Below are 536 nucleotides of genomic sequence, written 5' to 3'. Positions count from 1 at the left end.
CCTAGTGAGCCGGTCCGGAGATCCTGTCGCAGTAGCGGCAGATGCGGTCGATGATCTGGTCTGCGGTCTTGCTCCACTTGAAGGGGCGGGCCTGTTCGTTCCAGGCCTTGATCCAGTCCTCGAGCGCGGTCATCAGCTCGTCGAGTGAGCAGAACACGCCGCGCTCAAGGCAGCGTCGTTCCAGCTCGGCGAACCACCGCTCGACCTGGTTGATCCAGGACGAGTAGGTGGGGGTGAAGTGCAGCTCGAACCGGGGATGCGCAAGAAGCCACTTGTGCACCACCGGTGCCTTGTGGGCCGAGAGGTTGTCGCAGATCACGTGGACCGCCAGGCCGCGATCGGTCTGGCGGTCGATCTCTGCGAGGAAGTCGCGGAAGTCCACCGCCCGGTGCTGTGCGGACAGCTTGCCGATCACCTTTCCGGTCGCGGTGTTCAGGGCCGCGAACAGGTCCACCGTGCCGTGCCGGACGTAGTCGAAGCTGCGGCGCTCAGGGACACCAGGCACCATCGGCAGCACCGGAGCGGTCCGTTCAAGG

At 65.3% G+C, this 536-nt stretch carries 1 protein-coding gene; it reads right to left on the bottom strand.

Going from position 1 to position 536, the window contains the following annotated elements; genetic code table 11:
- Position 1 precedes the first annotated feature (1 nt).
- A partial coding sequence (locus IPZ69_RS46795) for an IS630 family transposase (RefSeq protein ID WP_235461025.1) occupies positions 2-536 on the bottom strand: 535 nt, incomplete at its 5' end.

It is taken from the genome of Streptomyces olivochromogenes, from assembly GCF_021538895.1.
GTDB lineage: Bacteria > Actinomycetota > Actinomycetes > Streptomycetales > Streptomycetaceae > Streptomyces > Streptomyces olivochromogenes_A.
This window is presented reverse-complemented; position numbering and strand designations above follow the sequence as displayed.